Origin of the sequence: Nocardioides ginsengisoli, assembly GCF_039537225.1 — a bacterium.
Taxonomy (GTDB): domain Bacteria; phylum Actinomycetota; class Actinomycetes; order Propionibacteriales; family Nocardioidaceae; genus Nocardioides; species Nocardioides ginsengisoli.
The window spans coordinates 23,164-29,257 of sequence record NZ_BAABAC010000030.1 but is presented as its reverse complement, the minus strand read 5'-3'; the positions used below and the strand labels follow the sequence as shown (position 1 = coordinate 29,257).

7 protein-coding genes are annotated in these 6,094 nt (G+C 71.8%); 3 read left to right on the top strand and 4 right to left on the bottom strand.

From position 1 onward, the window contains the following. The 4 genes from AB4880_RS16845 to AB4880_RS16830 form a co-directional block, all read right to left on the bottom strand. Positions 1–934 (bottom strand): hypothetical protein (locus AB4880_RS16845; protein ID WP_367920381.1); only part of this gene is annotated, 934 nt, incomplete at its 3' end. A gap of 11 nt (positions 935–945) precedes the next feature. Continuing rightward, a complete protein-coding gene (gene mshD / locus AB4880_RS16840) occupies positions 946–1,836 on the bottom strand; it encodes a mycothiol synthase (RefSeq protein ID WP_367920380.1) in 891 nt (296 codons plus the stop codon). A gap of 10 nt (positions 1,837–1,846) precedes the next feature. Beyond that, positions 1,847–2,677 carry an SGNH/GDSL hydrolase family protein gene (locus AB4880_RS16835; RefSeq protein ID WP_367920379.1) on the bottom strand — a complete coding sequence of 277 codons (831 nt, stop codon included), beginning with the start codon at positions 2,675–2,677 and terminating at the stop codon, positions 1,847–1,849. Between the two features lie 11 nt (positions 2,678–2,688). Then, positions 2,689–3,459, bottom strand: coding sequence for a response regulator transcription factor (locus AB4880_RS16830; RefSeq protein WP_367920378.1), 771 nt, complete (start codon positions 3,457–3,459; stop codon positions 2,689–2,691). A gap of 135 nt (positions 3,460–3,594) precedes the next feature. Here AB4880_RS16830 and AB4880_RS16825 point away from each other — a divergent pair, with 135 nt between their 5' ends. Genes AB4880_RS16825 through AB4880_RS16815 form a run of 3 tightly spaced genes read left to right on the top strand, consistent with a single transcriptional unit; the run spans position 3,595 to position 6,090 of the window. Further along, the gene (locus AB4880_RS16825; protein WP_367920377.1) at positions 3,595–3,870 is read left to right on the top strand and encodes a MoaD/ThiS family protein; all 276 of its coding nucleotides are present in this window, start codon (positions 3,595–3,597) and stop codon (positions 3,868–3,870) included. Between the two features lie 34 nt (positions 3,871–3,904). Beyond that, entirely contained in the window at positions 3,905–5,269 is a 1,365-nt protein-coding gene (locus AB4880_RS16820; RefSeq protein WP_367920376.1) for an O-antigen ligase family protein, read from the top strand. Further along, a complete protein-coding gene (locus AB4880_RS16815) occupies positions 5,266–6,090 on the top strand; it encodes an FkbM family methyltransferase (RefSeq protein ID WP_367920375.1) in 825 nt (274 codons plus the stop codon). The genes AB4880_RS16820 and AB4880_RS16815 overlap by 4 nt, the downstream gene beginning before the upstream one ends. Positions 6,091–6,094: the final 4 nt, after the last annotated feature.

Below are 6,094 nucleotides of genomic sequence, written 5' to 3'. Positions count from 1 at the left end.
CCGGCGCGGGCGCCGGGGCCAGCTCGGCCTCGATCTCGGCGCGCGCATGGGCCAGGACCTCGGCCGGGCGGCGCGGGACGTCGGCCGGCTGGTCGATGTTCGGGATCGGCTCCTCGAGCAGCGGCGGCTCGACGTACTCGGTCGTGGCCCGGGCCTCGCGCTTCGGCCCCGCGGCGGCGCCGGGCTTGCGGCGCAGCCGGGCCAGGCCCTTGGGGGCCACGACCGGCGTCGGCTCGGCGAATCCGGCGTCGACGGCGGCCGCGATCACGCGCTGGCCGGCCTCCTCGGCGGTGCTGCGCTGGTCGGGCAGCTCGTGCCGCGCCTCGGCGACCGGCTCGGCCTCGACTTCCGGCTCGACCTCGGCTTCGACCTCGGGCTCATTCTCGGGCTCAGTCTCGGGCGCTGCGGCCGCGGGCTCCTCGGGCGCACGGATGCCGAGCGTGTCGCCGAACGGCCGGCTGGTGGCGCGGGTGATCACCGACGTCCAGTCCTCGGGGGTGACCTCGTCGGTCTCGATCTCCGGCTGAGCCTCGGCAGCGTCGGCAGCGTCGGAATCGTCGGCGGGCGTCTCGACCCGCATCCGCTCCATCCGGTCGGTGAGCGTTCCGCGCAGCGTCGGGTCCTCGCTCGCCGGCGGCGCGGCCTCGAACTCCTCCGGGTCGATGGTCGCCAGCGGGCGACCGAGTGAGCGGTCGATGACGTCGGACCAGCGGTCGGCGTCGGCCTCGGCGAGCGGCTCGGTCTCCGGCGAGAGCGAGGTGTTGCTGCGGCGCAGCAGCTCGGCGACCTCGTCGGCGTCCAGGTCGCCGACGATGGGCAGGTCGTCGTCCTTGCGCCCCCAGAGACGTCCTCTCCGCCCCCGACCGCGCCCCGGGCGCGCGTCAGCCAGCTCGGAGCCCTCGTGCTCCGGCTCGCCGTCGGTGACAGAGCTCATGGAAGGTAAATCTACTCAGCGGTCTCGGGGTTACGGCCGAAGTTCGGCGATTCCGAACGGCGGTACTGGACGTGGGTGTCCGCCGGAGCATGGCCGAAGCCGAGTCCCTCGTACAGCCGCCGCGCCGGGGTGTTGTCGGACTCGACGTAGAGCAGCACCTCCTCGACGCCGCGCGAGGCCAGGTGCTGGAGTCCGGCGACGGTGAGGACCCGGCCGAGGCCGCGGCCCTGCGCGGTGGGCGAGATCCCGACCACGTAGACCTCGCCGGTGGCGGCGTCGTGCTGCTTGGTCCAGTGGAAGCCGAGCAGCTCGCCGTCGTCGTCGACGGCGAGCAGCAGTCCCGCCGGGTCGAACCACGGCTCGGCCATCCGCTCGGCCAGGCCGGCCTCGTCGAGCGAGCCCTGCTCGGGGTGGTGGGCGAAGGCGGCGGCGTTGACCTCGAGCAGCGCGGCGGCGTCGTTGGCGCCGTAGTCGCGGATGCGGACGCCGTCGGGCAGCTCCATCCCCGGCAGCGGTACGGCGGTCGGCCGGCGCATCACCCACAGCTCCCGCGTGCGGGCGAACCCCCAGCGTGCGGCGAGCGCCGCCGCGGCGGGGTGGTCGCCGTGCGACCAGGCGCTCAACGGCCCCGGCTCGGTGATCGCCGCGCTGCCGAGTGTGCTGCCCAGGCCGGCGCCCCGTGCGGAGGGCGCGACCGCGAGGTCGAGCTCCTCGCCGCGGCGCAGCGCGAAGCCGTCGTCGGCGACCCAGGCGCCGATCATGCCGAGACCGTCGTGCTTGAGGCGCAGCGTGGCCGCCTCGTCGAGCGGATCGGTCCCGTCGGTCTCGCGGCAGGCCGCGCGGACCCGGTCGATGGCGTCGAGCGCCGCTGGACCGGTGAGCTGGGAGAGTTCCGCGTTCACGCCACCGACGTTATCCCGACGGGGTCACGGCGCCGGCGCCCGGCTGGGCCAGGTGCGACTGGGTGCGCGTCCACTCCTGGATCTGCGCGGCGAGCGCCCGGCCGACCAGGTCGTGGGCCTCGGGGGAGAAGTGGAAGCCGTCGGGGACGGCGTCGTCGCGGACCGGGTAGGCCGCCGAGACGATCGCGTTGGTGGGGAACAGCTGCACCTCGGCGTCGCCGCGCGCGGCCACGCCGTCGGCGAGCAGGCCGTTGAGCAGGTCGACCCGCGCGGGCATGCCGGGGAACAGCTGGACGCCGTAGGTGCCGGGCTGCGGGGTCTCCATCAAGATCACCAGCGGGCTCTGGATCTCGCGCACCCGGTCGGTGGCGCGGGCGATGTCGGCCGCGGCGTTGACGACCCGGCGGCGTCCGAGGCTCGCCGGCAGCCGCCGGTCGAGCGCGGTCTGCAGCTTGACCAGGGTGCGCCACAGCGGGCGCACCACCTTCTTGCGGTAGAAGGTCGCGGCCGGTCGCGGCAGCCAGGTGAAGGCGTTGGCGTGGCGCTCGAGCCAGTTCGGCCAGACCAGGTGCAGCGTCTCGTAGTGGCCGACCATGTAGATCACGACGTCGGGCGAGAAGCCGACCACGTCGCGCTCCCACTCGCGCACGACCTTCGACGTGGGCATGCCGCCGACCGTTACCAGGCGTACGTCGGCCGGCTGGCCGGACGCGAGCAGCTCGCGCTCGATCACGCGCGCGAAGCCCAGGTGGCTGCGCGGCCCGCTCATCGGGCTGGTCCATCCCGCCGTCGATGCGCCGCGGATGAAGATCCGGGTGGGGAGCAGTCCGGTCTCGGTCACGGGACGGAACCCTAGGGGATGGTGGGCGCCTGGTTCGGGGAGTCCGCGAGATCCGCCTCGTCGGCCGCGCCCACAGCGGCATCGGCCGCCGCGGCCTCCGCCTTGGCCGGCAGCACGAAGCGGTAGCCGACGTTGCGGACGGTGCCGATCAGTGTCTCGTTCTCGGGGCCGAGCTTGGCGCGCAGCCGCCGGACGTGGACGTCGACGGTGCGGGTGCCGCCGAAGTAGTCGTAGCCCCACACCTCCTGCAGCAGCTGCTGGCGGCTGAACACCCGGCCCGGGTGCTGGGCGAGGAACTTGAGGAGCTCGAACTCCTTGAACGTCAGGTCGAGCGTGCGCCCGCCGACCTTCGCCGTATAGGCCGCGTCGTCGACCACGACCTCGCCGGAGCGGATCACGTGGGCGTCGGGGTCGGCGGCGTTGCGGGCGGCCAGCAGGCGGCCGATGGCGAGCTTGATCCGCGCCTCGAGCTCAGCCGGTCCGCAGGTGTGCAGGACGACGTCGTCCATGCCCCAGTCGTGCGCCACGACGGCGAGGCCGCCCTCGGTGACGATGAGCAGCACCGGGATCTCGGTGCCGGTGGTGCGGATCAGCCGGCACAGGTCGCGGGCGCCGGCGAGGTCCTGGCGGCCGTCGACGAGCAGCAGGTCGGCCTCGGGCGCGTCGAGCAGCGCGCTGCCCTCGGCCGGGAGGATCTTGACCTGGTGTCCGAGCAGGGCCAGCCCGGGGAGCACCTCGGCGGAGGGCTGCAAGGCGCTGGTCAGCAGAAGGAGAGTGCGCATGGTGCTGGCCTCCTCACCGGCCCGCTGACGAGAGCAGCGGCCGAGTCGAGACCGAAACGCAACGCTGGGTCCCGGCCAGTTTCCTGAGTAGTGGACGATACAGAAACGAGGTCGCAACGGGGAAGGGTCGTTCACGTGAATGAGACGCAGGTCATCCGGGTCCGCTACTGGGCCGCGGCACGGGCCGCCGCCGGTCAGGCGGAGGAGCAGGTGAGCGTCTCGGGGCCGATCTCGCTGGCCGACCTGCGGGCCGAGCTGGTCAGCCGCCACGCCGGCACCCGGCTCCCCGACGTGGTCAAGGTGTGCTCGGTGCTGATCGGGGAGCGCCCGGTGTCGTCCGAGGACCCGGCCGCGGTCGAGGTCCGGCCCGGCGACACGGTGGAGTTCCTGCCGCCATTCGCCGGAGGCTGAGATTCCGACGGTGCCGCGCCCCTATACTCCCCGCGTGCTCGCTCCCTCGAAGAAGCCGCCCGCTCCGGGCCGTTCGAGGCTCGACACCACCCTGGCGACGCTCGGGCTGACGTTCGTCGCCGTCGTCCTGGCGGCGGTCGCGAGCCAGGGCACGATCCCGCTCATCGTGGCGGGTGTCGCGGCGGTCTACGTGCTGCTGCTGGCGCTGATCGGTCGCGAGCGGACGGCGATCTTCACGCTGATGGGCGCCTTCGCGACGGCGCCGATGTACAAGGGCCTCGCGCCCTCGGCGAGCTCGCTGATCACGGCCACCGACGGCCTGGTCGCGCTCGGCGTCCTGCTGCTCCTGCCGTCGCTGTTCAACAAGCGGGTCCAGATGCCCGGCATCTTCGGGCTGGGCGTGGTGATCGTCTGGGTGATGTCGTGCATCGCCTCGGTGGCCTCCGCCGACCCGTCGAAGAGCGGCATGACGATGATCCTGTGGCTCGGCGTGATGGCCGGCCTGCCGACGATCATCGCGATGTGGGAGCCGAGCGACTTCGTGGTCGACCTGCTCTGCTGGTGCTACGTCTTCGGCCAGATGGTCAGCTTCGCCTACGCGATGTACTACGGACCCTCCGACCAGGGCCGGTACGGCGGTCTGGCGACCCACCCCAACTACTTCGCACAGGGCGGACTGATCGCCTTCTGCGTGCTGCTCTACCTCTTCTACCGCCACAAGATCACGTGGGTGCGCGTCGTCGCGGTCGGCGCGGGCGTCATCTGCGGCGCCTCGATCTACCTCAGCGGCAGCCGCGCCGCGATGATGGTCGCCGCGGTCATCATCTTGATGGTCCCGGTCGTCGAGCGCTCGGCGATCATGGGCTTCATCTACGCGATCTGCGGCGCGCTCTTCGTCATCGCGATCCCGATCCTGGTCGACATCAGCGGCGAGACGTCGTCCCTGGGCCGGCTCGTCGGCGGCAGCAACTCGAACTTCTCCGACCAGGCACGCGAGCTGGGGCAGCAGAGCGGCATCGAACGCTTCCTGTCGCATCCGTTCATCGGCACCGGTCTGATCGACCTCTTCGAGATCCACAACATGTACCTGGAGATCGCCGCGGCCATCGGCGTCTTCGGCCTGGTGGGCTACCTGCTCATCATTTTCGTATTCGCTCGGCCTTTGTTCAGTGACGTTCCGCATCGTCGGCTGTTGTATGTCGCGTGGGCCTTCATCGGGTTCGGCGCAACCGTGCCGGGCTTCTATGACCGCAGCATCTGGTTGCCTCTGGCACTGGGCGCGGTGGCAGTGATGGAGTACCGCCGCACAACACCCTGGTTCCTGTCGGGTCGCCCGGCAGGAGCGCCCCCCATGGCGCTCGCTCCCTCGGGCGCCGTCCCTGGAAAGGCAGATCGATGACGCTCGTGCGCAGTGGCGCCCACCTGGCCAAGCGGGTTCGCCAGACGCCCCAGCTGTTCCGCAACTTCCCGGAGGTGTTCTGGGACCTCGGCACGCACAAGACGCCCCTGCGCCGGTCCGAGATGACCTTCCGGATGCGCAACGGGTACGTCGTCTCGTGCCCCAACGTCAACGGCGCGCGCTTCCCGCTCTACGAGATCTTCGCCGACGACGCCTACTACCTGAAGGACCTGACCGCGGGCGTCGACGACGACGCCGCCGTCCTCGACGTGGGCGGCCAGATCGGCAGCTTCTCGCTCGCGCTGGCCGAGGTCCTGCCGAAGAGCCGGATCCACGTCTACGAGGCCTCGCCGGTCTCCGCGTCGTACATCCAGCGCAATGTCGACGCCAACCAGCTGGGCGCGACGATCACCGTCCACGGCGAGGCGATGGCCGGAGAGCCGGGCGAGTTCACCTTCGTCGACAGCGGCACCGCGAGCGGCCACAACGGCCTCACCGCGCCGGGCTGGATGAAGGACCAGGGCGCCACCGAGGTCACCGTCCCCGCCCAGTCGTTCGACCGCGCGGTCGCCGACATCGAGGCCGACGGCGGCTCGGTGCAGATCGTGAAGATGGACGTCGAGGGCGCCGAGTACGACATCGTGCTGCGCAGCTCGCCGGCGTCGTGGGCCACGGTCCGCAAGGTCGTCATGGAGTACCACCCGGTCGACGGGCACTCGCTCGACGAGCTGCTGGCGTTCTTCGCCGAGGTGGGCCTGCGGCCGGGGCGTCACGAGCCGGGCCTGCGCGCCGGGCTGGGCGTCATCTGGCTCTCGCGCTGATCCT

Bases quoted from the DNA above. Each gene is read 5' to 3' on its own strand.
- AB4880_RS16830 (WP_367920378.1), bottom strand. From the start codon at position 3,459: ATGCGCACTCTCCTTCTGCTGACCAGCGCCTTGCAGCCCTCCGCCGAG.
- AB4880_RS16815 (WP_367920375.1), top strand. From the start codon at position 5,266: ATGACGCTCGTGCGCAGTGGCGCCCACCTGGCCAAGCGGGTTCGCCAG.